Source organism: Roseomonas sp. AR75, from assembly GCF_005222815.1.
Lineage (GTDB): Bacteria > Pseudomonadota > Alphaproteobacteria > Acetobacterales > Acetobacteraceae > Falsiroseomonas.
Map to the genome: position 1 here is coordinate 1,141,944 of NZ_STGB01000001.1, position 26,661 is coordinate 1,168,604.

24 protein-coding genes are annotated in these 26,661 nt (G+C 71.9%); 14 read left to right on the top strand and 10 right to left on the bottom strand.

Annotated features, from left to right (window positions below; translation table 11 throughout):
- Positions 1 to 58: 58 nt before the first annotated feature.
- The 10 genes from E4T13_RS05400 to E4T13_RS05445 are packed head-to-tail and all read right to left on the bottom strand — an operon-like array spanning position 59 to position 9,920.
- Positions 59 to 1,612: an ABC transporter substrate-binding protein gene (locus E4T13_RS05400; protein WP_137177179.1), complete on the bottom strand. Its 1,554-nt coding sequence runs from the start codon at positions 1,610 to 1,612 to the stop codon at positions 59 to 61.
- On the bottom strand, positions 1,609 to 2,766 hold the full coding sequence (locus E4T13_RS05405; protein ID WP_137177180.1) for an FAD-binding oxidoreductase: 1,158 nt from the start codon (positions 2,764 to 2,766) through the stop codon (positions 1,609 to 1,611). The genes E4T13_RS05400 and E4T13_RS05405 overlap by 4 nt, the downstream gene beginning before the upstream one ends.
- Positions 2,766 to 4,124, bottom strand: coding sequence for an FAD-dependent oxidoreductase (locus E4T13_RS05410; RefSeq protein WP_137177181.1), 1,359 nt, complete (start codon positions 4,122 to 4,124; stop codon positions 2,766 to 2,768). Before E4T13_RS05410 ends, E4T13_RS05405 begins: the two co-directional genes overlap by 1 nt.
- Entirely contained in the window at positions 4,121 to 4,393 is a 273-nt protein-coding gene (locus E4T13_RS05415; protein ID WP_137177182.1) for a (2Fe-2S)-binding protein, read from the bottom strand. Before E4T13_RS05415 ends, E4T13_RS05410 begins: the two co-directional genes overlap by 4 nt.
- Positions 4,393 to 5,085, bottom strand: a complete 693-nt coding sequence (locus E4T13_RS05420; RefSeq protein WP_137177183.1) for an SDR family NAD(P)-dependent oxidoreductase — start codon at positions 5,083 to 5,085, stop codon at positions 4,393 to 4,395. Before E4T13_RS05420 ends, E4T13_RS05415 begins: the two co-directional genes overlap by 1 nt.
- Positions 5,078 to 6,058 (bottom strand): ABC transporter ATP-binding protein, encoded by a 981-nt coding sequence (locus E4T13_RS05425; RefSeq protein ID WP_137177184.1) that lies wholly within the window; start codon positions 6,056 to 6,058, stop codon positions 5,078 to 5,080. Before E4T13_RS05425 ends, E4T13_RS05420 begins: the two co-directional genes overlap by 8 nt.
- Positions 6,055 to 7,164, bottom strand: a complete 1,110-nt coding sequence (locus E4T13_RS05430) for an FAD-binding oxidoreductase (protein WP_137177185.1) — start codon at positions 7,162 to 7,164, stop codon at positions 6,055 to 6,057. Before E4T13_RS05430 ends, E4T13_RS05425 begins: the two co-directional genes overlap by 4 nt.
- Positions 7,161 to 8,507 (bottom strand): NAD(P)/FAD-dependent oxidoreductase, encoded by a 1,347-nt coding sequence (locus E4T13_RS05435; RefSeq protein ID WP_240790992.1) that lies wholly within the window; start codon positions 8,505 to 8,507, stop codon positions 7,161 to 7,163. Before E4T13_RS05435 ends, E4T13_RS05430 begins: the two co-directional genes overlap by 4 nt.
- Positions 8,504 to 8,803: a (2Fe-2S)-binding protein gene (locus E4T13_RS05440; RefSeq protein ID WP_137177186.1), complete on the bottom strand. Its 300-nt coding sequence runs from the start codon at positions 8,801 to 8,803 to the stop codon at positions 8,504 to 8,506. The genes E4T13_RS05435 and E4T13_RS05440 overlap by 4 nt, the downstream gene beginning before the upstream one ends.
- Positions 8,787 to 9,920 (bottom strand): FAD-binding oxidoreductase, encoded by a 1,134-nt coding sequence (locus E4T13_RS05445; protein ID WP_137177187.1) that lies wholly within the window; start codon positions 9,918 to 9,920, stop codon positions 8,787 to 8,789. Before E4T13_RS05445 ends, E4T13_RS05440 begins: the two co-directional genes overlap by 17 nt.
- A 59-nt stretch (positions 9,921 to 9,979) precedes the next feature.
- Between E4T13_RS05445 and E4T13_RS05450 the strand changes: the two genes are divergently transcribed.
- The 14 genes from E4T13_RS05450 to E4T13_RS05510 all read left to right on the top strand — a co-directional run bounded on the left by E4T13_RS05450 (position 9,980) and on the right by E4T13_RS05510 (position 26,660).
- A complete protein-coding gene (locus E4T13_RS05450; protein ID WP_240790993.1) occupies positions 9,980 to 11,488 on the top strand; it encodes an ABC transporter substrate-binding protein in 1,509 nt (502 codons plus the stop codon).
- A 293-nt stretch (positions 11,489 to 11,781) separates the two neighbouring features.
- Positions 11,782 to 12,351 (top strand): DUF4255 domain-containing protein, encoded by a 570-nt coding sequence (locus E4T13_RS05455; protein WP_170984816.1) that lies wholly within the window; start codon positions 11,782 to 11,784, stop codon positions 12,349 to 12,351.
- The gene (locus E4T13_RS05460; protein WP_137177189.1) at positions 12,348 to 13,190 is read left to right on the top strand and encodes a carboxypeptidase-like regulatory domain-containing protein; all 843 of its coding nucleotides are present in this window, start codon (positions 12,348 to 12,350) and stop codon (positions 13,188 to 13,190) included. Before E4T13_RS05455 ends, E4T13_RS05460 begins: the two co-directional genes overlap by 4 nt.
- A 12-nt stretch (positions 13,191 to 13,202) precedes the next feature.
- Positions 13,203 to 15,050, top strand: coding sequence for a phage tail sheath subtilisin-like domain-containing protein (locus tag E4T13_RS05465; RefSeq protein ID WP_137177190.1), 1,848 nt, complete (start codon positions 13,203 to 13,205; stop codon positions 15,048 to 15,050).
- 83 nt (positions 15,051 to 15,133) lie between these two features.
- On the top strand, positions 15,134 to 15,589 hold the full coding sequence (locus tag E4T13_RS05470; RefSeq protein ID WP_137177191.1) for a phage tail protein: 456 nt from the start codon (positions 15,134 to 15,136) through the stop codon (positions 15,587 to 15,589).
- A 7-nt stretch (positions 15,590 to 15,596) separates the two neighbouring features.
- Positions 15,597 to 17,753, top strand: a complete 2,157-nt coding sequence (locus E4T13_RS05475; protein ID WP_137177192.1) for a phage tail sheath C-terminal domain-containing protein — start codon at positions 15,597 to 15,599, stop codon at positions 17,751 to 17,753.
- Entirely contained in the window at positions 17,750 to 18,244 is a 495-nt protein-coding gene (locus tag E4T13_RS05480) for a phage tail protein (RefSeq protein ID WP_137177193.1), read from the top strand. Before E4T13_RS05475 ends, E4T13_RS05480 begins: the two co-directional genes overlap by 4 nt.
- The gene (locus tag E4T13_RS05485) at positions 18,241 to 19,545 is read left to right on the top strand and encodes a hypothetical protein (RefSeq protein WP_137177194.1); all 1,305 of its coding nucleotides are present in this window, start codon (positions 18,241 to 18,243) and stop codon (positions 19,543 to 19,545) included. The genes E4T13_RS05480 and E4T13_RS05485 overlap by 4 nt, the downstream gene beginning before the upstream one ends.
- A gap of 3 nt (positions 19,546 to 19,548) precedes the next feature.
- Positions 19,549 to 19,746: a hypothetical protein gene (locus E4T13_RS05490; RefSeq protein WP_137177195.1), complete on the top strand. Its 198-nt coding sequence runs from the start codon at positions 19,549 to 19,551 to the stop codon at positions 19,744 to 19,746.
- Positions 19,743 to 20,831: a phage late control D family protein gene (locus tag E4T13_RS05495; protein ID WP_137177196.1), complete on the top strand. Its 1,089-nt coding sequence runs from the start codon at positions 19,743 to 19,745 to the stop codon at positions 20,829 to 20,831. The genes E4T13_RS05490 and E4T13_RS05495 overlap by 4 nt, the downstream gene beginning before the upstream one ends.
- Positions 20,828 to 21,517 carry a phage baseplate assembly protein V gene (locus tag E4T13_RS05500; protein WP_137177197.1) on the top strand — a complete coding sequence of 230 codons (690 nt, stop codon included), beginning with the start codon at positions 20,828 to 20,830 and terminating at the stop codon, positions 21,515 to 21,517. The genes E4T13_RS05495 and E4T13_RS05500 overlap by 4 nt, the downstream gene beginning before the upstream one ends.
- Positions 21,517 to 23,997 (top strand): hypothetical protein, encoded by a 2,481-nt coding sequence (locus tag E4T13_RS29765; protein WP_170984817.1) that lies wholly within the window; start codon positions 21,517 to 21,519, stop codon positions 23,995 to 23,997. The genes E4T13_RS05500 and E4T13_RS29765 overlap by 1 nt, the downstream gene beginning before the upstream one ends.
- Complete coding sequence (locus E4T13_RS29770) at positions 23,994 to 24,389, top strand: GPW/gp25 family protein (protein WP_170984818.1); 396 nt, start codon at positions 23,994 to 23,996, stop codon at positions 24,387 to 24,389. Before E4T13_RS29765 ends, E4T13_RS29770 begins: the two co-directional genes overlap by 4 nt.
- 3 nt (positions 24,390 to 24,392) lie before the next feature.
- Positions 24,393 to 26,660, top strand: a complete 2,268-nt coding sequence (locus E4T13_RS05510; protein ID WP_137177199.1) for a putative baseplate assembly protein — start codon at positions 24,393 to 24,395, stop codon at positions 26,658 to 26,660.
- Position 26,661 lies beyond the last annotated feature (1 nt).

Here is a 26,661-nt window from a genome sequence, read left to right on the forward strand (position 1 = left end):
TTCGCGACCTCGGCCCGCAACGCGGGTCGCGTGGCATTCGCCTTGCCAGAACGCATGCTCAGCGCAGCCGCGACTGCTCGGTGATGAGCGGCCCCAACGACATGGAGCCGTTCAGCTCGTAGCCGTAGTCCACGTTGTTGCGCCGGGCGAAGACCAGCAGGGTCTCGATCAGCGGCACGCCGCAGACATTCTGCACAAGGATCTTCTGCGCTTCCGCCCAGAGGCGGCGCTGCTCGTTGATGTCGGTGCTGACGCGCGCCGCGTCGATCTGCCGGTCGGCCTGGTTGCAGTGCGAGAAGTTCGTCACTGCGGTCGGCGTGCCGACAATGGACCGGCCGTGGAAGAACTGCGTCAGGTAGATGTCCGCCACAGGGAAGCGGGCCGCGGAGTAGTAGACCAGCGGCGAGAGGTCCTGTCGGATCTGCTGGTGGAAGGTGGCATGCTCCACCACCTGCAGGTCCAGGGTGATGCCGGCGCGGCGCAGCTGCTGCTGCACCACCTGCATCATGTTCAGCATCTCCGGCAGCTGCGTGTGGATCACGCGGATGGTGATGCCGTTGGGATGCCCGGCCTCCGCCAGAAGCTGGCGGGTGCGGGCTGCGTCGGGCTGCAGCAGCGGCACATCGGCGGTGAAGCCGAGATAGCCGCGCGGTACCACGCTCTGTGCCTCCCGCGCCACGTCCTGGCCGCGATAGCGCACCAGCTCCGCCCGGTTCACCGCATGCGCCAGCGCCTGGCGGACACGGATGTCATTGAAGGGCGGCGTGGTGGTGTTGAGATGGAGCACCGCAAGCTCGCCCGGCTCGAACACGTCCACGGTGGTGTTCGGCACCTGCCGCGTGCGGTTGATCCAGGTCTGGTCGGCACGGCCGTAATTCACGTCGAGCTCGCGATTCTGATAGGCCAGGTCGCGCGAGGCATCGGAGGGAATGAAGCGGTAGCTGATCCTGCCGATCTGCGGCGCGCCGCGGAAATACTGGGCATGCGCCGTCAGCTCCGCGCTCTGGTTCGGCGTCACGCGCTCCAGCGCGAAGGGGCCGGTGCCGATCGGCGAGCGGACGAAGTCGGCGCCGCGCTGCTCGACGGCGCGGCGGGAGACGATGTAGCCGCCGGAATAGTTGGTGACGATGCCGAGCAGGCTCGGCACGTTCTCCCGCAGGCGGATGCGCACCGTGTAGGGATCCACCGCCTCCACCGCCTCGAAGGCGCGGAAATCGGCGGAGAAGGCGGAGGTCGCGGCCGTGCCGGCCTTGCGCAGGCTGAAGACGACGTCATCCGCCGTCAGCTCGCCGAAGCCGCCATGGAACTGCACGCCGCGGCGCAGGTGGAAGGTCCAGGTCCGGCCATCCGGGCTGCTCTCCCAGCGCTCCGCCAGATCGGGCTCGATCTGGGCGGGATCGATGGAGCCGGGCTTGAAGCGCACCAGGCCGTTGAACATCCAGGCCACGACGACACGGTCGATGGTGGAGACAGCGAAATGCGGGTCGAGCCGCCCGACATCCTGCGCGGCCATGCCGACGCGCAGGGTCGGCGCGGTCTGCGCCGCAGCCGTCGCGGTTCCCGCCAGGGCCAGCGCGGTGCCGAGCAGTGCCGCGCGCAATGTCTTGATCATGCAGTCTCCCCTTCCTCTTGTCGGGCCGTCGAAGCCATCCCGCCCGTATCCTGCCGCGCGAAGCGCCCGATGTCGAAGGCTTCGAGCGGAACATCGGTGCGGCCGTCCATCACCAGTTCCGACAGCACCTGCCCGACGCCGGGCCCGAGCTGGAATCCCTCGCCGCAGAAGCCGAAGGCGTGGATCAGGCCCGGCGTGGTGCGCGAAGGACCCAACACCGGGAAGCCGTCGGCGAAGGTGCCATCCGTGCCGCTCCAGCTCCGGATCACCATGGCGCCGGCGAGGCGCGGCACCAATGCCGTCGCGGCCTCCATGCTGCCGAGCGCGGCTTCGGCCGAAGGGCGCGTCCGGCTGGGGTCTTTCACTGCGCTGCCGCGCCCGCCGCCGAAGATGACGTTGCCGCGGGCGATCTGGCGCATGTAGATCCCGCCGCCCACCACGCCGAGGCTGTGGCGCAGGAAATAGGGCAGCGGCTCCGTCACCAGCATGTTCGGGTGCAGCGGCGCGATCGGCACCGGCTCACCGAACTTTTCGGACAGCGTGCCGCCCCAATAGCCGGCGCAGTTCAGCAGCCAGGGCGCGGCGAAGGTCGCGCCAGCGGCTTCGATCACGAAATCGGAGCCATCATGCGCGGCCGCGCTCACAGCGTGATGTTCCAGGATCTCCGCGCCCGCGTCGCGCGCAGCGCGAGCCAGCGCAGGCGAGAGCAGGCGCGGATTGGCGCTGCCATCCTCGGCCAGCAGGCTGCCGGCGACGACCTGGTCGCCGAAATAGGGATGCGCCTCCCGGATGGCGTTGCGGCCGATCATCTGCGTCACCAGGCCGTATTCGGCGGCGACGCGGTTCCAGCGCAGCAGCTCCGCCTCATCCGCCTCGCTGCGCGCAAGCTTCAGGTGGCCGCAGGGATCGAACTCGGCATCGGTGCCGATGAGCTCCGGCAGGCGCGACCAGAGCGCCCGCGACTTGATGGCGAGCGGAATGCCCGCGGGATCGCGCCCCTGCTGGCGCACGCCGCCATAGTTCACCCCGGTCGCCTGGCTGCCGACCAGGCCGCGTTCCAGCAGCGTCACCCGCACGCCGCGCCGCGCCAGGAACAGCGCGGCGGAGCAGCCGGCGCCGCCGCCGCCAACGATCAGCACATCGGCGCGGCGCATCACGCGGCCCCCGGCAGCGGAATGGGCTTCACCGGCGGCTGCCCGCGCAGCCTGCCGACCTGCTCGACCGGCACGCCCAGCGCCGCCGCCAGCACCTCCGCCGCGGGCGGGCCGCAGACGCGGCCCTGGCAGCGGCCCATGCCGACGCGGCTCAGCGCCTTGGCGCGGTTGGCTTCTGACCCGCCATACCGCGCGACCGCGCGAAGCTCGCCCGCGGTAATGGCCTCGCAGCGGCAGAGCAGCGTGGCGTCCTCCATCCTGCGCGCGAGATGTGCGGGATAGGGGAAGGCGCGTTCCAGCGCGGCGCGGAAGCGCGCCTCGGTGCGAAGGCGGCCATCCAGATGCGCGCGCAGCGCGAGATCCGCCGGCAGCGCGTGATCCTCCAGCAGTGCAAGCGCGGCGCGCGCACCGGCAAGCTCCGCGACCTCCGCGCCGCCGATGCCCGCGCCGTCGCCGGCGAGATACACGCCGGGCACGGGCGTCCGGCCGGCGGCATCGCGTTCGGGCAGCCAGTTGTGGCCCGTGGCGTCGAAGCGGAACGGCACGCCGGCCAGGTCGGCAAGCTGCGCCTCCGGCTTCAGGCCCCAGCCCATCGCCACGGCGTCGCAGGGCGTCACATGCTCGCGCCAGCCGGAATCGCGCCAGCGCAGCGCCATGACCTTACCCTCGCCCTCGATGGCTATGGGCGTGGCATCTTCCGCCACCGCCACGCCCTTCATGCGCAGCGCGGCGGTGTAGCGCAGCCCGCGCAGGAAGGTCGGCAGGTTCCACAACAGGCCCGCCGCCGCCATCGCCTTGGTGAGGAAGCTGGTGGTGTCCAGCACCAGCGCGGGTGGCGCGCCGGCCTTGGCGTATTGCAGCGCGGCCAGCACCAGCAGCGGCCCGGTGCCGATGAAGACCGGGCGCGCGCCGATGCCCACGCCCTGTGCCTTCAGCGCGATCTGCGCGCCGCCGAGCGTGGTGACGCCCGGCAGCGTCCAGCCGGGGATCGGCAGGATGCGGTCCATCGCGCCGGTGCAGAGGATCAGCGCATCATAGGCCAGCGTGTCGCGGCGTCGGCCGGCGGTCTGGGTATCCAGCAGGCGTTCACGCGTGCGGATGTTCCAGACCAGCGTGTCGGGCCGCCAGTCGCAGCGCGGCTTCAGCGCTTCCAGCGTGGCATGCAGGCGCCGCGCGCGCCCGGCATCGGCGCCGTAGATGGCCCGATAGCCGCGCCGGAATCCCGCTGGCGGGCGCTGGTAGATGCGGCCGCCGCCATCGGGCGATTCCTCCAGCCAGGTCGGCTCAAGGCCTGCGCGGACAAGCTGCTCCACCGCGCGCACACCGGCCGGGCCGGCGCCAACGACCGCAACCTTCATCGGCGCAGCACCCGCATGCCCGGCTCGACAAGCGTGGTGCAGGCGCGCGACGTGCCGCGGCCTTCCACGATCACCCAGCAATCCTGGCACGCACCCATCCAGCAGAAGCCGGCGCGATCGCCATCGCCGAACTCGCTGTGCCGCACATGGCCGAGGCCCGCGGCGAGCATCGCGGTCAGCAAGGTGTCGCCCTGCTTCGCCGTGATCTCCTCCTCGTCCACCACGAAGGTGAGAGGCCGCCTGTTCTGGTCCAGCAGCCGCGTCAGCATCACATCAGCGCCTCGAAGCGGCAGTTCACGCGCACCTCGCCGACGGTCGCGGAGCTCGGCAGGCGCAGCACCGTCTCGATCAGGACGGCAACATCCTCCGGCCGGCTCATCTGCTCGCGCGGCCATTTCGCCTGCGCGGTCATGTCGGTGGCGACGAAGCCGGGGCAGAGCGCGGTGGCGCGGATGCCATGCTCCCAACCCTGGCGGCGGACCTCCTGCGTCAGCGCAACCAGGGCGAACTTGCTCATCGCGTAGCCGGTATTCTCGTTCGCCACGCGCTTGCCGGACAGGGAGGCGATGTTCACCACCCTGCCCTCCCCGCCCGCAACCAGATGCGGCCAGGCGGCGCGGATGACGCGCATCGGGCCCTTCACATTGACCCGCCACATCGCGTCATGCGCGGTCTCGTCGGCATCCAGCATGCGCGCCATCGGGTTGATCCCGGCGGCGTTCACCACCGCATCCAGCCGACCGAAGCGCGCGACGGTGGCGGCCACCCAGGCTTCCGCGCTGCCGGCCTCCTCCGCCTCGTAGCGATGCGCCAGCATGTCCGGCGCCTCCGGCAGCTTGCGCGGATCGCGCAGCCCCGCGCTGACCAGCCAGCCGGAGCCGTGCAGCCGGCGCAGCACCTCCCGCCCGATGCCGCGGGCGGCGCCGCTGACCATCACGACCCGGCCGACCGGATCAAGCATCGGCAAGCACTCCTGTGGCGACATGGCAGCGTGCGGCGTGGGCGGGCGCGACCTCGGCCAGCACCTGCTCGGCCTCGCAGCCCGCGCGCTTCAGCGGGCAGCGCGGCGCGAAGCGGCAGCCTGGCGGCATGCCGTCAAGCGGCGGCACGCGGCCGGGAATGGCCGACAGCGACTGCTCCGGCGCATCCAGACGCGGAATCGCGGAGAACAGCGCGCGCGTGTAGGGGTGCTGCGGATCGGCGAAGATCGCGCCGACCGGCCCCTGCTCCACCACCTCCCCGGCGTACATCACCGCGACACGATCGGCGATCTGCGCGACGACACCGAGGTTGTGCGTGATGAACAGAACCGCCGTGCCGTGCTTCGCGCGGAGGTCCGCCAGCAGGCCCAGAACCTGCGCCTGGATGGTCACGTCGAGTGCCGTGGTCGGCTCGTCCGCCAGCAGCACGGCAGGGTCGCAGGCCAGCGCGATGGCGATCATCACCCGCTGGCGCATGCCGCCGGAGAACTGGTGCGGGTACTCGCCAAGGCGCTGCGCGGCGGACGGGATCTTCACCTCCTCGAACAATTCCCGCGCGCGTTCCAGCGCGGCCTTGCGATCCATGTTGCGGTGGATGCGCAGCGCTTCCGAGACCTGGTCGCCCACCGTCATCACGGGGTTGAGGCTGGTCATCGGCTCCTGGAAGATCATCGCCATCCGGTCGCCGCGGATGTGCTCCATCTCGGATTCCGGCAGTCCGCTCAGCTCGCGCCCGTCCAGAATGATCTGTCCGCGCGCGACGCGGCCATAGGGCGGCTGCACAAGGCCCATGACGGACAGCGCCGTGACCGACTTGCCGCAGCCGCTCTCGCCCACCAGCGCCAGCGTCTCGTCGCGCATCAGGTCGAGCGACAGGTCGCGCACCGCCGCGTGCCAGCGCTTGTCGATGCGGAATTCCGTGCGCAGGCCGCGGATGGAAAGCGCCGGGGTCATGCGTCGAACCGCGCCTGGGTGAAGGGCGCGACCGGCAGGTTGGTGGCGCCGCGCGCCATCAACTCCGCCACCGCCGCCCCGGCCGCGGGGCTCAACTGGAAACCGTGGCCGGAATAGCCGAAGGAATGGAACAGGCCGGGCATGGTGCGGCTTTCGCCGATCACGGGGATCTCGTCCGGCGTGCGCGCCTCGGTGCCGGTCCAGCTTCGCATGATCCGCGCGCCCTTCACGCAGGGAAACAGCTCGCCGGCGATGCGCGCGGCGTGCGCCAGGCTGCCGAACAGCACGGTGGAGGTCTCGCGCTCCGGGTCGTTCAGTCCCTGGTGGCCACCGCCGATCACCACGGTGCCGACTGCGGTCTGCTTGAAGGACAGCGGGCGCCCGGTAGGGCCGACGGTGGGCGTGCAGAAATGCGGCAGGCGCTCGGTCACGATCATCATGCTCGCCTTCACGCCGCAGGGGATCTCCTCGCCGGCCATGCGGGCGATCCGCGTGGCCCAGGCGCCGGCGCAATTGGCGACGCGTTCGGCCTCGTAGCTCGCTTCCTCCGTCACCACGCGCAACGTGCCGGCGGCGCTGCGCTCGATGGCGGTGACGCCGCTGCCTTCCACGATGGCGGCGCCGGCTTCCTGCGCGGCGCGCCGAAAGGCCATGACGGTGCGCATCGGATCGGCCGAGCCATCGCCCCGGCATACCAGCGCGCCCACAACATGCGGCGCGATGGCCGGCAGCAGGCGGCGGACCTCTGCCTGGTCCACCACCTCCTCATGCGTCCAGCCGAGGTCGCGCACCTGCGCGGCGCGGCCTTCCAGCTTGCGCAGTTCGGCCTCGTTCTCCGCCACCTTCACCTGGCCGCCTGGCTGGAAGCCGCAATCGTCGCCGACCAGCGCGACGATGTTCGACCACATCTCGAAGGCGACGGCGGACAGCGCGATCTCCCTGACGTCGCGCCCGAGCCGCCGCACGCCGCCGGCATTCACGCCGGAGGAATGCCGCCCGACATGGCGCCGCTCCAGCACCGTCACCTGCCAGCCAGGCGTGCGCGCCAGATGCAGCGCGGTGGAGAGCCCGTGCAGCCCGCCGCCGATCACCACGGCCCGGTTCATGAGGCGAGCGCGGCGAGCTCGCCCAGCGTCAGCGGCTTGGTCGGGAAGCGCGTGCGGAACGGGTCCACCTGCGCCGGGTCCACGCCGCGCGCCGCGGCGATCACCGCATGCACCGCCGGGCCGCAGACGCGGCCCTGGCACGGCCCCATGCCGGTGCGAGTGAAGGCCTTGGTCTGGTTCGACCCCAGGCAGCCCAGCGTCACCGCCTGCCGCACCTTGCCGGCGGTCACTTCCTCGCAGCGGCAGAGGATGGTCTCGTCCGGGATGGAAGCGGCCGGCCGCGGCGGGAACAGCGCGTCGAGGAACGGCCGCACGGCAAGCTGACGGTTCAGCGCCAGGCGTTCCGTGCCCGCCTCCGCGTTGCGCTGATCGGCGGTCATGCGCCCGAGCGCCCGCGCGGCTTCCAGCGCAGCAAGCCGGCCGGCATGCGCCGCGGCGCGCGCGCCGCCGATGCAGCCGCCATCGCCGGCCACCATCACGCCGTCGACGGTGGTATTGCCCCACTCGTCGAGGCGCGGCTTCCAGCAGCCCTGCACGGGATCCCAGTCATGCGCGCAGCCGGGAATGGCGCGCGTCACCTGGGTGTTCGGCACCACGCCGTCATGCAGCAGCAGCAGGTCCGCGGGATGCTCCGTGCCGTCCACGACGATGCGGGCGAGCCTGCCCTCGCCTTCCGCACGGATGTCCTCGGCCTGGATCACACGCAGGCCGGTGCGCTTCACCGCGCGCTGCCAGCGATATCCCTTCAACAGATAGCCCGGCGCCATCAGCGCGCGCGGCAGGTGCCGCAGCGCGGCTGGCGGGATGCCATGCGAGATATCCACGATGCCCGCGATGCGCCCGCCTGCGTCCAGCGCCTGTTTCGCATAGAGCCACAGCAGCGGCCCCTGCCCCGCGATCCAGACATCGCCCTGCGGCGTCAGCCCCGCGGTCTTCAGCGCGATCTGCGCGGCGCCCACCGTCATCACCCCCGGCAGCGTCCAGCCGGGAATCGGCAGCGGCCGTTCCGTCGCGCCCGTGCACAGCAGCAGGCGGCCGGCGACGGCGCTGCGCGCGCCGCCCTCCTCGCTCCAGAACACCTTGCCGCCCGGCTCCACCGCCCAGAGCGTCGCGCCGAAGCGCGTTTCCACCGCGCTGGCGCGGAGCGCGGCGGCGAGCTTCGCGCCGTCCTCGTCCTGGTCGTCCTTGGGCGAGCGCCGCTCGATCCCGCGATGCACCTGGCCGCCGGGCCCGGCATTCTCATCCAGCACCAACACACTGAGGCCGCGGCCGCGCGCCGTCACGGCGGCCGCCATGCCGGCGGGCCCGGCGCCGACGATCAGCAGGTCCACATCGATGCTCACGCCGCTTCCACCTCCGGCAGGTCGCGCACGCCGTGCTGCGGCGCGGCGCGCAGCCCCGGGCGTACCGGCGTCATGCAGGCCTGCACGTTCTGCTGGCCTTCGACCTCCACCAGGCAGTCGAAACAGGCCCCCATCAGGCAGAGCGGGCCGCGCGCCGCGCCGGTGACGGGCGTCTCGCGGAAATCCAGCACGCCGGCGGCGAGCAGCGCGGTGGCGAGGCTCTCGCCGCTGCGCGCCGGCAGATCGCGCCCGTCCCAGGTGATGGTGATGTCGGGCGGCTCAGATCGCTGGAACATGCTGGATCGGCATCCGTGCGAAGCGGTCGGGGTGAAGCTCGGCCGCGAGTTCGTGCATTCCGCCACCCATCACCGCCTCGGCCATCGGGCCGGCATGCACGGCGGCGAGCGTCACGCCGGAATGGCAGACGGCGACGAAGCAGCCGGGATGCGTGGCGCTCTCGGCGTAGGCGGGAAAGCCATCCGGCGTCATCGGCCTGAGCGCCGCCCAGCTTCGCACCATCCGGGCATTCGCGAGCGGCGGCAACACGCGGATGGCCCGCGCTGCCATCTTCGCCAGCGCGGCGGTGGTGGTGGGCGTCTCCAGGATGCCGTCATCCTCGCTGGTGACACCGATCTGGATGGTGCCGTCGCCAGTCTGGCGGATGGCGCTGGCCGGCTTCGGCAGGATGGGCGCAAGCCGCTCCGTCACGATGTTCTGGCCGCGCACGGGCCGCACCGGCACATCGAGGCCGACCATCGCGGCAACGCGGCTGGTGGCGACGCCGGAGGCGACGACGATGCGCTCGGCGTACAGCCTCTCGCCATCCGCGCGCTCGATGCGGTAGTGCCCGCCGACCGGGTCGATCGCGACAACCGAGGCGCCGGGCAGGTGCAGCCCGCCAGCGGAGCGCAGCCCCGCATGCAGGCCACGCAGCAGAGTCAGCGGATCGACATGGCCATCGGTCGGATCGAAGCTGGCGCCCACGACCTCCGGCCCCAGCGGGCAGCCCGGCATCATCTCCTGCAATTCGCGCCGGTCCACGATGCGGACGGTGTTGTGGCCCTGGTTGTGGCGGCGATGGACGAAGTCGCGACGCTCCGCCAGCTCGGCCTCGCTCAGGCAGAAGGTCAGGCCGCCCACAGGGCGATAGCAGACGTCGCGCCCGGCGAAGCCCGAGACGCGCTCCGCCAGCGCAGGCCACAGCGCGATGCTCAGCCGCGTCCAGGCGCCATAGGCGGGCATGCCGTCGCCCTTGGACTGCCCCCAGACCAGGCCGAAATTGCCGCGTGCGGCGCGCAGCGCGACATCGCCTTCGTCCAGTACGACGACGCGCGCCCCACGCTCGGCACAGCCATAGCCGATGGCGGTGCCGACCATGCCGCCACCGATCACCGCGACATCGTAGCGTTCCATGGGTTGCGAGCGTGGCGCGCCTAGGCTCATCCTGCAAGCCGCAGGAAGGAGAAAACGGCATGCGCCGCACGATAACAGCCCTGGTCATGGGCGTGCTGGTGGCGGGGGCAGCGCAGGCGCAGACGCTTCGCGTCGGCCAGATCGCGCAGGACATGGGCACGACGGACCCGCACAAGGCGACGGCCACGCAGGACAAGGCGACGGCATCCTGGGCCTATGACGGGCTGGTGCGCTTCCCGCCCGGCAGCGCCGACCCGGCGAAGCTGGAGCCCGACCTGGCGGAATCCTTCGAACGCTCCGCCGATGGCCGCACCTTCACCTTCCGGCTGCGTCAGGGCGTGCGCTTCCACGACGGCAATCCGCTGGAAGGCGAGGACATCGTCTATTCGCTGCGCCGTTCCGCCGACCGCCAGCGCAGCGCCTTCGCCGGCGACTACCGGGCGGTCACGGGCGTGGACCTGGTGGACCCGATGACGGTGCGCGTGACGCTGAGCCAGCCGGTCGCCGGCGCGCTCGGCCTGTTTGCGAACTACCATGGCGGCATGATCGTCTCGCGCCGCGCCGATGCCGGCGGGCAGCCGCCGGGCACGGGACCTTTCCGGCTGGAGCGCGCCGGCGGCGGCGCGGCACGGCTGGTGGCGTTCGACGGGCATTTCCGCGGGCGCCCGGCGATCCGTGCGATCGAGCTGCGCTTCATCACCTCCGACGCGACGCGCGAGCTTGCGTACAACGCCGGCGAGCTCGACCTGATCATCGGCCGGCGCGAACAGCGTTGGGTCGAGCGCATGCGCGCGCAGCCGAACACGGCCGTGGAGGTCTTCGCGCCCGGCGAGTTCCGCACCGTGCTGATCAACACGCGGTCCGCCCCGCTGAACGATCTGCGCGTGCGTCGCGCGATCCAGCACGCGATCGACCCCGGCGCGATCGCGCGCTTCGTCGGGCTGGACGTCGCGACGCCCTGGCCCAGCCCGGTGCCGCCCGGCTATCTCGGCAGCACGGACCAGGTGCCGCGCTTCGCGCCGGATGCGAACCGTGCGCGCGCCCTGCTGGCGGAAGCCGGGCACGCCGATGGCGTGACGATCAAGGCGGTGGTGTCCTCCAACTCGGCGCAGCTTCCGATCATGGAGGTGATCCAGGCGCAGCTCCGGCGCGCGAACATCCGGCTGGAGATGGATGTGGTGGAGCATGCCACCTATCACGCGCGCATCCGCGAGAACCTCTCGCAGATGACCTTCTACGGCGCCGCGCGCTTCCCGGTGGCGGACAGCTATCTCTCGCAGATGTACCATTCGCGCAGCGCGCCGGGCCAGCCGACGGCCTCGCTGAACTTCGCCCATTGCGACGCGGCGGACGCCGAGATCGACGCCGCCCGCGCCGAGCCGGACGAGGCGAAGCAGATGGCGCTGTGGGCCACCGCGCAGCGCAAGATCCTGGAGGCGGGCTGCAGCGTGCCGCTGTTCGACCTGCGCCAGGTGTGGGTGCGGCGTGGCACGCTCGACCTCGGCTACCGGCTGGAAGGCTCGATGAATCTCGGCCCGCCGATCACCCATGCGACGCGGCTGAACTGAGCACCGGCCCACGCGAATCGTGCAGCGCAGCAAGCGCTTCACGATTTCGCGATATGGGACGCAGGCGCCTGCATTTCTCTCGATCGCACGAGCCCGTGCGCGCGGAAACCGCGCGCGTGAAGGCGTGCGGCGCAGCGCAACCCGCAGAGGACAGTTCGGGAACGTGGAAAGATTCTTGGTTGCGCCGCGTGAACACCGCGCCGTAACCTTGTAGCGCACGACGAGGAAATCCTCTCGCGCCGCGCGCCCGGGTTTCCGGCGCGCGGGATGGCAGCAGAAAGGCGTTGCGGGCCGTGTCCATCGCCGGCGCCACCGACAGCCTGGTGCAGCTTCTCCGGACGCGCCTCACCGAGGGTGGCGGACTGGATGGCTACACGGTGCAGGCGATGTCCTCCCGCGACGTGCGCCCCACGCTGCAGAACCGCGTCGGCCTGATGCTCTATCGCGTCGGGCTGGATCAGACGCGCCGGCATCTCGACCTCCCGCGGCTGTCGCCCACCGCGCCGGCGCGCACGGCGCTCGGGCTCGAACTGCATTATCTGCTGATCGTCTGGGGGTTGAACTCGGCGGAAGGCGAGCAGGTGATGCTCGGCCGCTGCATGCAGGTGCTCGACCGCTTTGCCGTGGTGTCCGGGCCGATGCTCTCGACCTCCTATGCATGGGAGCCCGGCGTCGCGCTGCAGATCAGCCCCGAGCCTTTGGAGAACGAGGATTTCCTGCGGCTGTGGGACGGGTTCGAGGGGCCGCCGCTGCTCTCCATGCCTTATCTCGTCCGCACGGTGCGTCTCGCGCCCGTCGAGCGCACGGATGCGCCGATGGTGGAGACGCGGACACTCGTCGGCATACCGGCCGTGCCGACATGAGCACCGCCCTGGCCTTCGCCGCCGGCCATCGCGTGGACCGCATTGTCGCGCTCGGCGTGCTGGCGCTGCGCCCGCTGCGCCATGTCGCGATGCTGCGTCCGCCCGCCGGTCCGGCGATCGAGGGGCTGAGCGTCAGCGCCGCCGAATCACCGGAACAACCGGGCTGGCATGCCGAGACGGGTCTCTACGGCTTCCTGCGCCTGCCGCCCGGCCCGCGGCGGCTGCTGGTGACCGACCCAGCCGGCCGCTTCCTGCCTGCAGCCTTCACCGTGACGGTGCCCGACCGGAGGGCGGTGCGGCAGCGCCTCGAAGCCGGGATCGCGCAGCCGGACATGGCGCCGCGCCCGCTGCTGCGCGAGGTCGAGTTGCACGTTGCGCCCACCGCCCCGCTGGTGCCCGGCACCACCGCCGCCTGGGGCCAGGTGCGCGATGCGGCAGGGCGCCCGATCGGGCTCGCGCGGCTGATGATCACCGCCTATGTCGATGGCGTCGTGCGCCGGCACCTGACCTGGAGCGCGGCCGACGGCAGCTACGCCCTCCGCCTGCCCGGCGAGCGGCCGGATACGATCGGTGGCGACCCGCCCTGGCGCGCGACGCGGCAGCTTGTGGTGCATGCGCCGCGGGCGCCGCTGGCCGCGGCCTTGGCGGAGGATTTCCTGGCCGCGCTGCCGGCGGAACGCGACGCCATCAATCCTGACGCGCCCGGCGCAGTGCTGGAACGCCGTCCCTTCTCGCTGCGGGATTCGCGTGGCGTCCCGCGCGTCGGCCCACCCGGCGACGACCCCACGCTCCCGATCTTCGGCGGTACCCAGACCCGCTGGGACATCGAACTGGCCTGAGGAGGCACGCGCATGCCCGAATACCTGGCCCCTGGCGTCTATGTGGAGGAAACCTCCTACCGCGCGAAATCCATCGAGGGGGTCGCGACCTCCACGGCGGGATTCGTCGGGCAGGCACGGTTCGGGCCGGTTTCCGGCGCGCCGCAGCTCATCACCTCCTTCGAGGAGTTCCAGCGCTACTTCGGCGACAGCCAGGACCTGGTGCTGACCGAGGGGCTGACGACGAACCACCTCGCCTTCGCCGTGCGCCACTTCTTCGAGAATGGCGGCAAGCGCGTCTATGTCTCGCGCATCTTCAGCCCGCTCGCCGGGCAGGATGCGGACGACGCGCGCGCCTCCTCCGCGGCATTGTCGGTACTGGCGGCGGATCGCTTCATCCGCGCGCGCTTCCCCGGCCGTGCCGGCAATGTGGTCGTGCGCGTGACGGGCACGCGCAGCGGCAACCTGCTGACCGGCGCGGCGCCGAACCGCAGCCTGGCCGGCGTGCGGCCGGGCGACCTGGTGGAATCGAACAACACCGCCGCCAAGGACCGCACGGTGGCGGCGACGGGCACGCAGTCGCTGACGGCGAATGCGCTCTGGGCCGTCTCGCTGGATGCCACCGGCAGGCCGGTGCTGACCGGCGCGGGCGGCACGCTCGACCTGAACGCGGCGGGGCTGGTCAGCGTGCAGAAGGTCACGCTGTCGCTGCTGGTGCAGCCGAATGGCGACGGCTCCACCGGCGACCGATCCGACAACCATGCGGGGCTGTCGCCGCATCCGGACTCCGACGTCTTCATCGGCCGCGTGCTGCGGCATGAGGACCACGATGCCGGCGTCGGCCCGCCGCCCGACCGCACCAACCGCATCTTCTTCGACGCGGGCACGCTGCCCACCACGCCGGCGCAGCGCGCCGAATTCGCCGGTGGGCTGGCGGCCGCGATGATCAGCGCCTCGCCCATCTCGCTGACCGGCGGCGTGGATGGCGGGCTTGCCGATTCCGAACTCTTCACCGGCGAGGGCGCGGGGCACGAGGCCACCGGCCTGGTGGCGCTGGAGGAGATCGAGGACATCGCCATCGTCGCCGCCCCCGGCGGCGCCGCGCTCGACGACGACGAGGCGCAGCTTGTGCGCGGCGCGGTGATCTCGCATTGCGAGCGCATGCGCTATCGCTTCGGCATCGTCGCCGGCCCGTCCGACGCCGATTCCGCTGCCATCCGGGAAGCACGCGGCCAGCACGACAGCACCTATGCCGCGCACTACTACCCGTGGCTCGTCGTGCCGCGCCCGGCCGGCCTCACCGGCGAGACGCTGCTGCTGAGCCCGGAAGGCGCCATGGCCGGCATCTACGCCCGCAGCGACATCGAGCGCGGCGTGCACAAGGCGCCCGCGAACGAGGTGGTGCGTGGGATCCTGCGGTTCTCCCGCCCCGTCAACAAGGGCGAGCAGGACGTGCTGAACCCGGAGGGCATCAACTGCCTCCGCTTCTTCGAAGGCCGCGGCTACCGCGTGTGGGGCGCGCGGACGATGACGAGCGACCCGGAATGGACCTACATCAACGTCCGGCGGCTGTTCATCTTCATGGAACACTCGATCGACCGCGGCACCCAGTGGGCCGTGTTCGAGCCGAACAACGAGACGCTGTGGCTGAAGATCCGGCTGACCATCGAGAGCTTCCTCTACGACGTCTGGCGCAGCGGCGCGCTGATGGGAACGAAGCCGGAGGAAGCGTACTGGGTGCGGTGCGACCGCTCCACGATGAGCCAGTCCGACCTCGACAATGGCAGGCTGGTCTGCCTGATCGGCGTGGCGCCGACCAAGCCGGCCGAATTCGTCATCTTCCGCATCGGCCAATGGACGGCCGACGCCTCGATCGTCTGACGGGCTGCGGTCCGATGACCGGAGGGCCGGATGGCCCGGAGGTCTGAATCGGGCCGCGACATGGAAACGGGGGACTACGCATCATGGCTGTGACACGCGACGACCCCTATGGGGCGTTCAACTTCAAGGTCACGATCACGCCGAGCTCGGGCACCGAGATCAAGGCGGGATTTTCCGACGTGTCGGGGCTTTCCACGGAAATGACCTACGCCGACTACCGCGACGGCACCGACGCCGCGAACCGGCCGCGCAAGGTGGGCCTGATGTACAAGGCCGGCGACGTCACGCTGAAGCGCGGCCTGATCGGGCGGCTCGATCTCTACCAGTGGATCGACCAGGCCCGGCAGGGCCGCCAGGACGCGAAGGCGACGGTGGTGGTGGAACTGCTGAGCGAGGACCGCTCCGACGTCGTGATGACCTGGAAGCTGATCAACGCGAAGCCCTCCAAGCTGACAGGACCGACGCTCGCCGCGAAGGGCGGCACGGACGTGGCGATGGAGGAGTTGGCGCTGGTCTGCGAGGACATCAGCATGGAGTGAGGCTGCCATGAGCGCCTCCCTTCGCCGCGCGGACTTCGCTGCGGGCGCGTTGTACCGGCCGGGCCTTCCGCCTGGCGTGTACGAAGCGCGCGCGACCGCGGCGGTGCCGCGCATCGTCCGGCTCGACACGGCCTGCCTGATCGGCTTGGCGGAGCGCGGGCCGGTGAACACGCCCGTGCCGCTGGAGAGCTTCGCCGAGTTCACGCGGTTGTTCGGCGGCGCAGTCGGCGGGCTCAAGCTGCCTCAGGCGGTGCGCGCCTTCTTCGCCGAAGGCGGGCGCCGGTGCATCGCGATCCGCTGCATGGACCACCGCAACGCCCGCACCACGCGGTTCATCCTGCCGGGCGTCGCGGTGTACAGCGCAACCCCCGCCCGCCGCGCTGTGCGCATCGCCGCCCGCAATCCCGGCAGTTGGGGCAACCGGATGCTGCTGCGCCTGGCCGCGCGCCGGCGCGCGCTGCCGCTGGTGCGCGACTTCGGCTGGGTGACACCCCAAGGCGGCGGCGCGCCGGTGTGGCAGCGCCGCTGGCTGGCGCCGGCGCATCGCGGCCTGCCCGGCACCACGCTGCGCCTGCCCGGCACGCGGTTCGGCGTGCGAAGCTGGCATGTGACGCGCGTCTCTGCGGTTGAGCCCGCGGGACGTGGGACGGTGCGCCTGACGCTCACACCCGAGCCACCCGCTGGCTTCCGGCAGGCGGCCAGCGCGACCGGCGCGGAGGAGGTGCTGCTCTCGCTTGCCATCACGCTGGATGGCCAGGTGGTGGAGTCCTGGGACGAAGCAGGGTTGCACGCGGACCATCCGCGCTTCCTGCCGCGCCTGATCGGGCGCCGCGCCGCGTCGGAGATGCTGTTGCCTCCGCCCGTCGATGGCAGCGACCCCGAGACGGAAGCCGGCTCTCCAGACCGCATCTGGGGTGGACCCGAGGATCCCGCCGGCTCGGAGTTCCTGCGTCCTTCCGCGTTGCAGCGCGACGCCTGGCTGTACCCCAGCGAGGATCTGCTCGCCGCGCCCGAAGGCCTGCTCGCCGCCGGCGCCGACCTGCCGCCGGTGCGCCGGGGACGGGACGCGGCGGAGACGACGCGGCGTCATCACTTCCTGGAGCCGGCGGGCATCACGCCCTCGCATCTCGCGGGCGACGCGGATCATCGCTTCCTCGTCTTCGCCAACCGGCCCGCTGCGCTGGATGCGCTTGGCGAATGGGATTCGAAGCAGCCCTTCTCGCCGGCCGCGCTGATCGTCCTGCCGGACCTGCTGCACCCGGCCCCGGCGGAGCCTGCCGCGTCCGATCCCGCACCGGAACCTGGCGCACCCTGCTTCGGCGTCTGCATCCCGCCGGCCGCAATCGTCGCGCGGCCCGTGCTGGACTATCGCTGGCTGGGCCAGGACCTGGACGATCTGCGGCAGACCCAGGCGGCGGTGGTCGCGGCGTGCGAGGCGCATGGCGCGCGTGTCGCGCTGCTCGATCTGCCGCCGCGGCTGACGCCGGGCGACATCGGCGCGTGGCGGCGCGCGCTCGCCTCCGACCGCGCCGCGCTGTATGCGCCCTGGCTGCTGGCGCCGGATGCGGGCGATCCGCGCGCCGCCCCGGTCGTGCTGCCGCCGGCCTGCGTCGCCGCGGGCATCGCCGCGCGCGTCGAGATCGCCGGCCACCCCTGGAGCGCACCGGCCAACCAGCAACTGCGCAGCGCCTTTGCGGTCGCGGACGATCCCGGCCTGCCCGATGCCGGCTTCCTGCATGAGGAACGAGTGGACGTGATCCGCCCGACCGAGCGCGGGCTGATGCTGCTGGGCAGCCGCACCACCTCGCTCGACCGCGACTGGACGCACATCTCCGTCCGCCGCCTGGTGGACTGGCTGAAGCTGCAGATCGCCCGGGACCTGGAGTGGGCGCCCTTCGAGCCGAACAACCATGTGCTCTGGGCCGGGCTGGTGCGCACCGCGACGCAGCGGCTGCGCGCGGTCTTCGACGCGGGCGGGCTGGCGGGCCGCACTGCGCGGGAAGCCTATTTCGCGCGCTGCGATGCGATGACCACGCCGCTCAACGCACGCGACAGCGGGCAGGTCATCCTGCTCGTGGGCGTGGCGCCGGCGGTGCCGGCGGAGTTCATCGTCTTCCGCCTGGTCCGCGCGGGCCTCGGCGCGGCGCTGGAGGTGGAAGGATGAGTGATTCCTTCCTCACGCGCTTCAACTTCACCGTCGAGATCACCGTCTCCGGCTTCGGTGGCGACGAGGGGTTGGCCGATGGCAGCCCGGCCGCCGCACGCGGCGCCTTCAGCGAGGTGACGGGCCTCGAGCTCAACATCGAGATGACCGCGCTGCGGGAAGGCGGGTACAACCTCGGCGTCCGGCAATTGCCGGGCAAGGTGAGTTCGCCGGCGCTGGTGCTGAAGCGCGGCGTCACGCTGGACGATGCGTTCTGGGCGTGGATCCAGCGCTGCACCGACGGCACTTTCCCCCTGCCCTATGTCTCCGGCGCTATCACCGTGTTCGGACCCGAAGGCCCGCGCGGCGATCCGCAGGCGGTGTGGTCCTTCACGCGCGGCCTGGTGACCAAGGTGAAGTCGGCCGACCTGGCCGCCAAGGGCGCGACCGACGTCGCGATCGAGGAGCTGCACATCGCGCATGAAGGTCTTGCGCGGGAGCTCGCGTCATGACCGCGCAGTTCCGTCGCGCCAGCATCGTGCCCTTCAACGACGCCGGCACCGAGCCGCAGGACGACCTGGCCGTGCCGCTGGACTTCAATCCGGAGACGCTGACGCTCAAGACCAGCGCCGGGCAGTCGCGCGACCGGTCCCGCCAGGGGCGGCAGCAGGTGCAGAATGTCGGCGCCTCCTCGGCGACGCTCTCCTTCGAGGCCACCTTCGACAGCACGCGCCCGCGCGACGGCGAGGATGGCCGCGCGCCGATCCAGGAGGAGGAGCTGGATGTCCGCCTGCGCACGCGACCGCTCGCGCTGCTGATCCAGGCGGCGGAGAGCGAGCAGGGCAGCGGCGGCAACAGCCAGCCGGCGCCGAAGCGCGTGCAGTTCCGCTGGGGCAGCATCATCTTCAACGGGCTGATCACGCAGTACCAGGAGACCTTCGACTATTTCTCCCCGGGCGGCGTGCCGCTGCGCAGCAAGGTGCAGATCACGCTGACAGAGCAGGAGTTCCGCTACGAGATCGACAGTCAGGACCGCGCGCGCGCGCAGGCTGCGGCGGGACCAAGCCCCAGCAGCATGCGCGATGCGGCCAGCGCGGCCGGCGCGGACAGCCTGTTCGACCTGAGCGGCGGCTTCTCGCTCGGGCTGTCGGCGGGCTTCTCGGCAGGGTTTTCCGCCAGCTTCTCGGCGGGCTTCTCCGCGGAATTCTCCGCCGGGTTCTCGGCCGACATCTCGCTCCAGGCGGAGCTCGGCCTGTCGGTCGATGTCGGGCTTTCCGCGGGTGCGGGCGTATCGCTCTCGGCGGATGCGGCGGTGGATCTGTTCGGCGCCTCGGCCCTCGGCACCGGCGGCGCGACCGCGGGCAAGGCGGGCATCACTGCCTCGACACCATCGGGCAGCAGCGGTTCCGGCGGCGGCGGCACCGCCGCGGCGGTGAAGGGAGCCATCCCTGCCGCGCCGAGCCCCTGGGCGCCGGAAGGCCCGGCGCCCGGCAGCCAGGCTGCGGGCCTGGCGGCCATCGTGCTGTCGCAGCGTGCCGCTGGTATCGCGCTGGCCGCGCCCAACACGCCGGACGCGGTGACCCCGCTGGCGCCGCGCGGCTCGCCACCGCCCGTGCTGCCGCGCGCGCCGACCGGCATCGCCCCGCAGGCGATCCGCAGCGTGCCGCGCGAGATGGATATCACCGGCGATCGCCGCCCGCGCTGGGAAGCGCTCGGCACCGCCGCCCCGCGCTTCGTCGCCGTGGCGGCCAGCAGGACCTCCGGCTGCGGCTGTGGCGGTGGCTGCGGCTGCGCGCGCTGCGGCGGGGGCTGAACCATGCCCGTGATCATCGGCCAGGTGGATACCGACATCAGCGTGGACCGCGGCGCCGCTTCCTCCGGCGGCGGCACGCAGACCGCGGAGGCCGGCAGCCAGCCGCTGGAGGTGCAGGTGGAGGAGTTGCGCGCGGCCATCCGCGAGATCATCGCGGAGGAGCTTGAGCGCGAACTCCGCCGCAGGCTGCCGCAGCGATGACCGACGGCCCGCCCCTGCTGGTCGGCGCAAGGCCCGTCATCTCCGTGGACGGGCGGGAGGACAGCGCGCTGGTGCGCGACCTGATCCGGCTGGAGACGCGCGCGGACAGCAACGGCGTGGACGAGCTGGAAGCGGTGTTCCTGAATTTCGGCGCGGCGGAAGGCGCCAGCAGCCCCGGCTTCGTGCATTTCGACCGCAGCCGCCTGGACTTCGGCAAGTCCATCGCCATCGCCTTCGATGTCGGCGGAAGCCGCGAGACGGTGTTCGACGGCACCATCAACGCCATCGGCGCGCTGTATCCCGAACAGCGCCCGCCGGAGATCACGATCCTGGCCGAGGACAAGCTGGCGCAGCTTCGCCTGAAGCGCCGATCCCGCGTCTTCGAGCAGAGCAGCGATTCCGACATCCTGAACCAGCTCGTCCAGGATGCTGGGTTGCGCGCCGATGTGCAGGCGGATGGCCCGACCCACACCCAGCGCTGGCAGGTCGGCCAGAGCGAGCTGTTCCTGCTGCGCGAACGCGCCCGCGCGCTGGATGCGCGCATCACGCTGCGGGACGGCGCGGTGAAGGTGACGACGCAGAGCGACGGCGCCCGCCCGGTGACGCTCACCCGCCTGAACGAGCTGATCCGCTTCGAGCTGAAGGCCGACCTGGCCGAGCAGCGCAGCGCGGTGCGCGTGCATGGCTGGGACGTGGCGGGCAAGCAGGCGATCACCGAGGAAGCCGGCACCGACACCGCCCGCGCCGCCGCCGAGGGCCAGGGCCGCACCGGCGCCGAGATCGTGCAGGAGGCCTGGGGCGAGGCGCCGGAGGACCTGCATCTCGACGCGCCCGCCAGCACCGACGAGGCAAGGCGCCTCGCCGAGGCCCGCATGCAGCATCGCGCCCGCAGCTTCATCCGCGGCCGCGGCGTGACGCGCGGCACGCCCACGCTGCGCGTCGGCGGGCGGGTGGAACTGCTGGACCTCGGTGCCTGGTTCTCCGGCGTGTGGGAGGTGACGGCGGTGCGCCACAGCTTCGACCAGGCATCGGGCTACCGCACGGAATTCGAGGCCTGCCGCGCCGCGCTGGAGGCTGGCGCATGACCCCGCTCGACTTCGGCGGCTTCAGCCGCCCCGTCCTCGCCGGCGTCTATCCCGCACTGGTGCGCGACGTGCAGGACCCCGACGGCCAAGGCCGCGTGAAGGTGGAACTGCCCTGGCTCGGCGCCGATGCCGCCAATGCGCAGGCCTGGGCGCGGCTGGCCACGATGATGGCCGGCGCCGACCGCGGCACCTGGTTCGTCCCGGAACCCGGCGACGAGGTGCTGGTGGCCTTCCACGGCGGCGACGCCAGCCGGCCCTATGTGATCGGCGCGCTGTGGAACGGCGTGGACGCGCCGCCGGAGACGATGGACGGGCAGAACAACCTGCGCTCCATCACCTCGCGCTCCGGCCACCGCGTGCTGCTGGACGACACCGCCGGCGCCGAGAAGGTGGAGGTGGAGACGCAGGGCGGCCACACGCTGACGCTGGACGACGCTTCGGGCGGCACCGTGACGCTCACGCACACCAACGGCGTGACGCTGAAGATGGATGCGGCGGGCAATGTCGAGATCACCGCCAACACGAAGGTGACCATCAACGCGCCGGCGCAGCTTTCGGTCAGCGCGGGCATGGTGCAGGTGGATGCGGGGATGAGCCGCTTCTCCGGCGTGGTGCAATGCGACACGCTGATCACCAATGCGGTCATCAGCTCCAGCTACACGCCCGGCGCCGGGAACGTCTGGTGATGCCGCTAGACCTCGCCCCCCGTGCGCGACGGCGCCTGATCGTTCCCGCGGTGAAGCACCAACCGCGCGAGACACTGGTCGCCGCGACGCCCTTCTTCCTGCGCGGCACGGCGATGCCGCAGGCCGCAAGGCCGCCGCTGCTGAGCTTCGACGGCACGAACTTCGTCGAGGATTTCCTGGCCGCTGTCGGCAACGCCGAGAAGCTGCCGAAGCTGCTGCCCTGGCGGGACTGGTCGGAGCCGCCCTCCGGCGTGCTCGATGCCGCGGGCGGCGCGCTCTATCCAGCCACGCTGACACGCGCCGAGCCGCTCGCCATCGAGGATGATGGCCTCCCAGGCGACGGCATCCCCGCGGGCAACCCGCCCTGGCTGCGCAAGCTCTACCTGCCCCTCCACCAGCGCTTCACCTTCGTCGCCTTCGACCTGGTCTGCCGGCGCCTCGGCTTCCCGCCGGTGGACCGCGGGCGGATCGTCGCCTCCGGCGCGGTCGTGCGGCGGCTGCGGCCGGATCGCACGCGCGAACGCTGGGAGGACTGGATCAGTGCCGATGGCAGGCGCGGCGTCTGGACCGAGCTTGCGCTGCCTCTGGCTCAGCTCGATCCGCAGGCGGTGGCCGCGGGCGCCTTTGCCGGGCAGGAGGTCGCGCTGCGCGCGCGGCTCGGGCTTGCCGCCGACGCCCCGCTGCCGGCGGCGCTGGACAGCGCGAAGCTCGCCTTGCTGCAGCCCGACGCGGCCGATGGCACGGCGGCACGACACTGCACGGTGTACGGCTATCTGCCGGTCTTCTCCTCAGCCGAGCAGGCCGGCGATGCGGCCCCGCTCTCGCCCACCGAGACGGTCGCGGCCCTGCAGCAGCGCGCGGCCGACACCGTAGCGGAGGCCGCGCTTGCCGCACCGACGATGGCGACGACGATCAATGATGCGCTGACCGATCTGCTGGACGCCACCATCCTGCCGGCTGCGCCGACCTCTGCCGAGATCGCCAACGCCTGGAACATCGTGGACGGCTTCATCGGCAGCGGCGGACCGCCGGCCGGCACCGCGGACCAGGCGGTCGCGACCGCGCTGGATCGGATGCTGGGCGCCATGCTGGCTGCCGGCTTCACGGTGCTGGCGCCGGCCAGCGTCGACGCGGATGCGCTCGACGCGGATGATCCTGAGACCGCCGGGCTCTGGCTGGGCCGCGCGCGCGACCTGCTCGGAAGCTGGGCCGGCGATGGCAGCCTTCGCGCGGAGCGCTTCGGCTCGACCTGGGGTGCCGAGAACTACACCGCCAACCGCCCGTCCTGGCGCATCCTGCTCGATGACCGGCTGCGGCAGGTCGCGGCGGCCTTCCGCGACGGCACGCCGGTGCCGCCGGCGACCGGTGGCGTCACCGTCGGCGTGAACCCCGAGGATGCCGGCGTGCTCTGGGCCTGCGCCCTGCTGCGGCTGCGCGTGATGCGCATTGCGCTCGCCGCCTCGCTCCGGCGGCAGATGTTCGGGCCGGACGCCGAGACCGCATCGCTGATCGCCTTCCAGACCGGCGTGCCGGCCGGCACACCCGGCGCGTTGGGCGAGGAGATCGCCGCCTCGCTCGGGCTCGAGGCATGGCGCGGCACGCCGGATGCGCCGACGTGGCCGCCGCTGGACCAACGCACGCCGCCGGCCACGGGCGATCTTCGCGCTGCCAACGCGCATGCGGCCGCGCGCCGCCTGGAGGACGCCTTCGCCGACTTCGAGACCGCCGTGGCCCCCGCCGGCACCGCCTTCGACGAGGAACAGACGCAGCGCCTGGGCACGCGCGCGACGAACATCGCCAGCCGCATCGGCCAGCTCACCGGCGGGTCCTCCGCCGCGACCATCCTGCGCGCGCAGGGGCTCGAAGTGCTGGAACAGCCCGCGCGCGGCCTGCTCGGACTGCCCGGCGCGGCGCCGAACGCCTTGGCTATCGCCTCGCTCGGCATCTCGCTGGCCGCGCGCTACGCAGACCAGGCGGTGGCGCTGCGCGTCGCCCGCGACGAGGCGCGCGTCCCGCGCAAGCGCTACGACCATGACAGTCTCTATGCCGTCTGGTGCTGGGCGCGCGTGGCCGGACGCGACAAATGCGAGAGGGAGACGATCGTCTGGACGCTCGGCAGCGAGCCCTTCTCCATCGCGGAACCCACGGACATCCTCGGCGCAAAGCCCGCCACGGTGCAGTTGCCGGACATCCCCAAGCTGATCCGCGACATCCCCCGCATGGCGAAAGCCCGGGCAAAACCCTTCGCCGCCTTCGCCGCGCCGCCGAACAGCAGCTACATCACCGGCGAGGAGCCGGAGGACACCAAGCGCGCCTGGGGCATCGGCTGGATCTGCAGCTTCGGCATCCCCGTGCTGACCATCTGCGCCTTCATCCTGTTCAGCATCATCTTCTCCATCCTGATCATCCTGCCGGGCTTCTTCTGGATGCTGCTGCTGAAGTTCTGCATCCCCATCCCCGTGCCGAAGAAATCGTCATGATCGGAACCCAGGCCAAGCCGCTGCGCGGCGTCCGTCTGCCACTGGTCGGCCCGACCGGCTGGGGCTGGATCGCGGACCCCGAGGCCGCCGACCAGGCGGTGCGCGCGGTGCTGCTGACCGAACCCGGCGAGCGCATCGGCCGTCCCCTCTTCGGCGCAGGCCTGCGCCGCTTCCTGTTCCAGCCGAACAGCCTGGAAACGCGGACGCGCATGCGCCTGACGATCGAGGAGGCGATGGCGCGCGACCTGCCGCGACTGAAGCTGGAAGGCGTCGAGATCATGACCGCGCCGCGCGAACCCGAGCGGTTGGAGATCACCGTGCGCTTCCGCATCCCCGGCAGCGCGGTGCCGCAGGCCGCGACGGTCGGGCTGAACCTGCAGGGAGGAGGCTGAGGCATGGCGATCCAGCCACCCCGTCTGGACGACCGATCCTGGCAGGATCTGCGCGAGGAGCTGGTGCGGCGCATTCCCGTGCATGCGCCGGAATGGACGGACCACAGCCCGACCGATCCCGGCGTCACGCTGATCGAGCTTTTCGCCTTCCTCGGCGACAACCTGCTCTATCGGCTGAACCGCGCGCCGGAAGCGGCGAAGCTCGCCTTCCTCAAGCTGCTGAACCTGCCGCCGCGGCCTGCCATTCCGGCGCGGGTGCAGCTCCGCCTGATGCTGCCGAAGGGCGGCATCGATGCGGAGACGCCGGATTTCTCGCCGACCGCGCCGCGGCTGGAATGCGCGGCTGGTCCCGTCTCCTTCGAGGCCGACGAGGAGATCACCGTCCTGCCGCTGGAGGTCGCGGGCTTCGTGAAGGCGCGCCACGACGAGGCGGTGCCCGCCGAGGGTACGGAGGCCGTCACGCAGCTTCTGGAATCGCATCTCGGCAGCGCGCCGGGCACGCTCTCGGCCTATCAGACGGTGCCGATGCCGGCGGTGCAGGGTGGCGTGCTGCCGGCGCCGACCAGCAGCGCGGGCACGCTGGACGGGCGGCTGTGGCTGTGCCTCCTCGCGCCCGAGGATGCGCTGGCAGCGCTCGCCCCGCGCACACCGGCGGAGGCGCTCGCGGTGTTGCGCGAACGCATCTCGGGCCGCATCCTGAACCTCGGCGTGCGCACCGATGACGCGTTGTGCGGCCCGGCCGACGTGCTGCGCTGCCCCGATCCCGGCACGGCCGCCACGCCCTGGCCGGTACGCGCGGAAATCTCAACCGGCCGCTTCCACGGCGCCTCGAAGCGCGTGGACCGCGCGGCGTTCGAGCGGCTGTCCATCGTGGACGACAGGACCGAGGGGCTGACGCGCTCCGGCACGCTGCGCCTGCGCCTGCCGGACATGCGCGGCGGCGTGCCGGTTCTGGGCGACTGGACGGAGGACAGCTTCGATCCGCCTGATCCGGACCTGCTCGGCGTCGGCCCGCTGCCGCCCCGGCTGGATGATCCGAAGCAGGCCGCGCGCGTGCTGGCCTGGGTCAGCCTGCGGCGTATCGAGGCCGCGCATCCGCCGATCCGGCTGCGCCTGGTAGAGGGCAATGGCCTCTCCGCCACGCAGGCCGTCACCGCCGCGCCCGAACTGCTCGGCCATGGTGATGGACGGCCGGCGCAGATGGTGCGGCTCTCCAAGGCGCCGATGCTGCAGGACAGCGAGCTGGTGCAGGTGCGCGGCACGCTGGGCTGGGAGAAGTGGACGCGGGTCGACGATCTCGCACTCGGCGGTCCGGACGATCCCGTCTACCTGCTCGATCCGGTCGAGGGCACGATCACCTTCGGCGACGGGCTGCATGGCCGCATGCCGCTGCCCGGCGAGGCGATCCGCTGCCTCGGCTACCGTGCCGGCGGCGGGGCGCGCGGCAATGTGCCGGCGATGGCGGTCAGCCGCGTGAAGAACGCGCGCGTCGGGCTGCGTTGCGAGAACAGCCTGCCCGCGGAAGGCGGCCAGGATGCCGAGACGATCCCGGAGGCGACCGCGCGCATCCCGCGCACGCTGCGCACGCATGACCGCGCCGTCGCCGCCGAGGATTTCGTGGAGATCGCGCTGGAGACTCCGGGCCGCAAGGTCGGCCGCGCGCATGTCTTGCCGCGCCACAAGCCGCAGCAGCGCGCCGATGGCGTGCCGGGGACCGTGACGGTCGTCGTGCTGCCCGCGCATGATCCGGTCACCCCCGACACGCCGACGCCGGATCGCGAGATGCTGCGCCGCGTCTGCGCGCATCTGGAACCGCGGCGCCTGGTGACGACGGAGCTCTACGTCACGCCGCCGGAATACGTGCCGGTGGACCTCTCCGTCGCGGTCGAGGCCGAGCCCGGGACGGGCGGAGAGACGCTGAAGCGCTGGGTGGAGCTCGCGCTGCGCCAGCATTTCGCGCCGCTGCCGCCCTATGGCCCCGACGGCGCTGGCTGGCCCTTCGGACGCGCCGTGCGCGACCGCGACGCGGAAGCCGCGGCGCTGCGCGTGCAGGGCGTGCGCCTGGTGAACGAGGTGCTGCTGGAAGGCGAAGCGATCGGCGCCGATGGGGAGAACACGCCGGTCACCGGCAGCGTGCCGATGCTGGCCTGGCAGTTGCCGGTGATCCGCAGCGTGCGCGTCGCGATCGGTGAGAAGGCCGAGGAGATCGCGCCGGAGCCGACGCCGCCGGTGGACGGCATGCCGGTGCCTGTCGAAGTCGAGAAGTGCTGAG

Excerpts from the sequence above, each read along its gene's own strand:
- E4T13_RS05400 (WP_137177179.1), bottom strand. The coding sequence starts at position 1,612 with ATGATCAAGACATTGCGCGCGGCACTGCTCGGCACCGCGCTGGCCCTG.
- E4T13_RS05405 (WP_137177180.1), bottom strand. The coding sequence starts at position 2,766 with ATGCGCCGCGCCGATGTGCTGATCGTTGGCGGCGGCGGCGCCGGCTGC.
- E4T13_RS05410 (WP_137177181.1), bottom strand. The coding sequence starts at position 4,124 with ATGAAGGTTGCGGTCGTTGGCGCCGGCCCGGCCGGTGTGCGCGCGGTG.
- E4T13_RS05415 (WP_137177182.1), bottom strand. The coding sequence starts at position 4,393 with ATGCTGACGCGGCTGCTGGACCAGAACAGGCGGCCTCTCACCTTCGTG.
- E4T13_RS05420 (WP_137177183.1), bottom strand. The coding sequence starts at position 5,085 with ATGCTTGATCCGGTCGGCCGGGTCGTGATGGTCAGCGGCGCCGCCCGC.
- E4T13_RS05425 (WP_137177184.1), bottom strand. The coding sequence starts at position 6,058 with ATGACCCCGGCGCTTTCCATCCGCGGCCTGCGCACGGAATTCCGCATC.
- E4T13_RS05430 (WP_137177185.1), bottom strand. The coding sequence starts at position 7,164 with ATGAACCGGGCCGTGGTGATCGGCGGCGGGCTGCACGGGCTCTCCACC.
- E4T13_RS05440 (WP_137177186.1), bottom strand. The coding sequence starts at position 8,803 with ATGTTCCAGCGATCTGAGCCGCCCGACATCACCATCACCTGGGACGGG.
- E4T13_RS05445 (WP_137177187.1), bottom strand. The coding sequence starts at position 9,920 with ATGGAACGCTACGATGTCGCGGTGATCGGTGGCGGCATGGTCGGCACC.
- E4T13_RS05450 (WP_240790993.1), top strand. The coding sequence starts at position 9,980 with ATGCGCCGCACGATAACAGCCCTGGTCATGGGCGTGCTGGTGGCGGGG.
- E4T13_RS05460 (WP_137177189.1), top strand. The coding sequence starts at position 12,348 with ATGAGCACCGCCCTGGCCTTCGCCGCCGGCCATCGCGTGGACCGCATT.
- E4T13_RS05465 (WP_137177190.1), top strand. The coding sequence starts at position 13,203 with ATGCCCGAATACCTGGCCCCTGGCGTCTATGTGGAGGAAACCTCCTAC.
- E4T13_RS05470 (WP_137177191.1), top strand. The coding sequence starts at position 15,134 with ATGGCTGTGACACGCGACGACCCCTATGGGGCGTTCAACTTCAAGGTC.
- E4T13_RS05475 (WP_137177192.1), top strand. The coding sequence starts at position 15,597 with ATGAGCGCCTCCCTTCGCCGCGCGGACTTCGCTGCGGGCGCGTTGTAC.
- E4T13_RS05480 (WP_137177193.1), top strand. The coding sequence starts at position 17,750 with ATGAGTGATTCCTTCCTCACGCGCTTCAACTTCACCGTCGAGATCACC.
- E4T13_RS05485 (WP_137177194.1), top strand. The coding sequence starts at position 18,241 with ATGACCGCGCAGTTCCGTCGCGCCAGCATCGTGCCCTTCAACGACGCC.
- E4T13_RS05490 (WP_137177195.1), top strand. The coding sequence starts at position 19,549 with ATGCCCGTGATCATCGGCCAGGTGGATACCGACATCAGCGTGGACCGC.
- E4T13_RS05495 (WP_137177196.1), top strand. The coding sequence starts at position 19,743 with ATGACCGACGGCCCGCCCCTGCTGGTCGGCGCAAGGCCCGTCATCTCC.
- E4T13_RS05500 (WP_137177197.1), top strand. The coding sequence starts at position 20,828 with ATGACCCCGCTCGACTTCGGCGGCTTCAGCCGCCCCGTCCTCGCCGGC.
- E4T13_RS29765 (WP_170984817.1), top strand. The coding sequence starts at position 21,517 with ATGCCGCTAGACCTCGCCCCCCGTGCGCGACGGCGCCTGATCGTTCCC.
- E4T13_RS29770 (WP_170984818.1), top strand. The coding sequence starts at position 23,994 with ATGATCGGAACCCAGGCCAAGCCGCTGCGCGGCGTCCGTCTGCCACTG.
- E4T13_RS05510 (WP_137177199.1), top strand. The coding sequence starts at position 24,393 with ATGGCGATCCAGCCACCCCGTCTGGACGACCGATCCTGGCAGGATCTG.